Source organism: Pseudomonas sp. PS02303, from assembly GCF_029959925.1.
Taxonomy (GTDB): domain Bacteria; phylum Pseudomonadota; class Gammaproteobacteria; order Pseudomonadales; family Pseudomonadaceae; genus Aquipseudomonas; species Aquipseudomonas mandelii.
Genome location: NZ_JASCOM010000474.1, coordinates 1 through 2104, shown reverse-complemented (window position 1 = coordinate 2104; position 2104 = coordinate 1). Strand labels below are relative to the sequence as shown.

Here is a 2104-nt window from a genome sequence, read left to right as displayed (position 1 = left end):
CGCGAACGCGGCGTATCAGTCGACACAAATGTCGAGTGTGACAGGCTGTTCGCGAGCAAGCTTCGCTCCTACAGGGGGGCGGTGCTTAGGCGGGGGCGTCGAGGTTCAGGTGCAGGTTGTCGATCAACCGTGTGGTGCCCAGGAACGCCGCAACCAATATCACCAGGTCCCGATCTTCCGGAGTCGCTGGGCGCAAGGTTTGCGCGTGACGAATCTCCAGGTAATCGGGGCGCAACCCGGCTGCTTCAAGCTGCTTGATCTGTGCGTCGATCAGCGCCGGGAAATCCCGCTCGCCCTGTTTGATCGCCTCGGCAATCTGGCACAGGCCGCGATACACCACCGGCGCAATGGCGCGCTGCTCTTCGCTGAGGAAACCATTGCGCGACGACAGCGCCAGGCCATCGGCCGCCCGAACGGTCGGTTCGCCAATGATCTGCACTGGCATGTTCAGGTCATGGACCAGGGATTTGATCACCGCCAGTTGCTGGAAATCTTTCTGGCCGAAGACCGCCAGGTCCGGCTGGACCATGTTGAACAGCTTGCTGACGACCGTCGCGACACCTTCGAAATGCCCGGGACGGCTGGCGCCGCACAGGCCTTCGGAGAGTTGCGGGACGCTGACGCGGGTCTGGCCGGCCATGCCATCGGGGTACATTTCTTCGACGGTGGGCGCGAACAGCAAGTGGCAACCGGCCTGGAGCAGTTTCTCCTGGTCAGCCGCCAGGGTCCGCGGGTACTTGTCGAGGTCTTCGCCGGCGCCGAACTGCAGCGGGTTGACGAAAATGCTGGCGACTACGAAATCCGCCCGTTGGGTCGCTTTGGTGATCAGCGCGACATGACCGCTGTGCAGGTTGCCCATGGTCGGCACGAAGCCGATGCGCTTGCCTTCGCTGCGGGCACGGGCCACGGCGGCCCGGAGTTCGCGTACTGTTTTTACGGTGTTCATGCAGAGAATCCGTGTTCGATCCCAGGGAAAGAGGCGGCTTTGACTTCACTGACGTAGGCGCTCAGAGCTGCGTGAATGCTGGTCTGGCCGTTCATGAAGTTCTTTACGAATTTAGGTACGCGACCGGTAATGGACAGGCCGAGCATGTCGTGCAGGACCAGGACCTGGCCATCGGTGTCACTGCCGGCACCGATGCCGATCACCGGAATGCCCACTGCCTGGGTAATTTCCTGGGCCAATTCGCTCGGTACGCACTCAAGCAACAGCATGGCGGCACCGGCCTGTTCCAGCGCGATGGCGTCGGCGCGCATCTGTCGCGCCTGGTTCTCGCTGCGGCCCTGGACTTTGTAACCGCCCAGCATGTTCACCGATTGCGGTGTCAGGCCCATGTGCGCGCACACAGGGATGCCTCGTTCGGCCAGCAGGCGGATCGAGTCGGCGAGCCACAATGCGCCTTCAACCTTGACCATGTGCGCACCGGCCTGCATCAACAGGGCGCTGTTGCTCATGGCTTGTTCGGTGGTGGCGTAGGCCATGAACGGCAGGTCGGCGAGGATCAGAGCATCGGCGTTGCCGCGTTTGACGGCTGCCACGTGGTAAGCCATTTCCGCGGTGGTCACCGGCAGGGTGCTGTCGTGACCTTGCAAAACCATGCCGAGGGAGTCGCCCACCAGCAGCACTTCGACGCCAGCCTGATTGCAGGCGTGGGCGAAGGTCGCGTCATAGCAGGTCAGCATGGTGATTTTTTCACCTTTTTGCTTCAAACCTTGCAGAGTGGTCAGGGTGATGGCTGGCATGAAAAGTTCCTCATTCAGGCGCTTGGAAACTACTGCGAGTAACGCGCGTGATTCTTCGTTAAATACAGGCGCACGCTCTGATGTCGTGCTTTTAAGGCCTGGATTGCGCCCTTCAACGCCGTGTTGGCGGCAGCGGGACGCCTATAGTCGTGAGGAGAACTCGGGAAGTCAATTGCATGTGTTACCGCGTTGTTACGCGGGGGGTGTTACCGGGGTAACTGATGCGATTCAGCAGCGGATTCTATGTTCAACACAAAAACCAATGTGGGAGTGAGCCTGCTCGCGATTGCGTCCTGACAGTCAACATCTTCGGTGAATGTTAAGTCGCTATCGCGAGCAGGCTCACTCCCACAGGGGATTT

General features: G+C 60.6%; 2 protein-coding genes. Both read right to left on the bottom strand.

Annotation, left to right across the window (positions count from 1 at the left end; all coding sequences use genetic code 11):
- Positions 1 to 85: 85 nt before the first annotated feature.
- Positions 86 to 946 (bottom strand): pantoate--beta-alanine ligase, encoded by an 861-nt coding sequence (gene panC / locus QMX98_RS34210; RefSeq protein WP_083375737.1) that lies wholly within the window; start codon positions 944 to 946, stop codon positions 86 to 88.
- A complete protein-coding gene (panB, locus tag QMX98_RS34205; protein WP_010467597.1) occupies positions 943 to 1743 on the bottom strand; it encodes a 3-methyl-2-oxobutanoate hydroxymethyltransferase in 801 nt (266 codons plus the stop codon). The genes panC and panB overlap by 4 nt, the downstream gene beginning before the upstream one ends.
- Between the last annotated feature and the right edge of the window lie 361 nt (positions 1744 to 2104).

Bases quoted from the DNA above. Each gene is read 5' to 3' on its own strand.
- panC (WP_083375737.1), bottom strand. From the start codon at position 946: ATGAACACCGTAAAAACAGTACGCGAACTCCGGGCCGCCGTGGCCCGT.
- panB (WP_010467597.1), bottom strand. From the start codon at position 1,743: ATGCCAGCCATCACCCTGACCACTCTGCAAGGTTTGAAGCAAAAAGGT.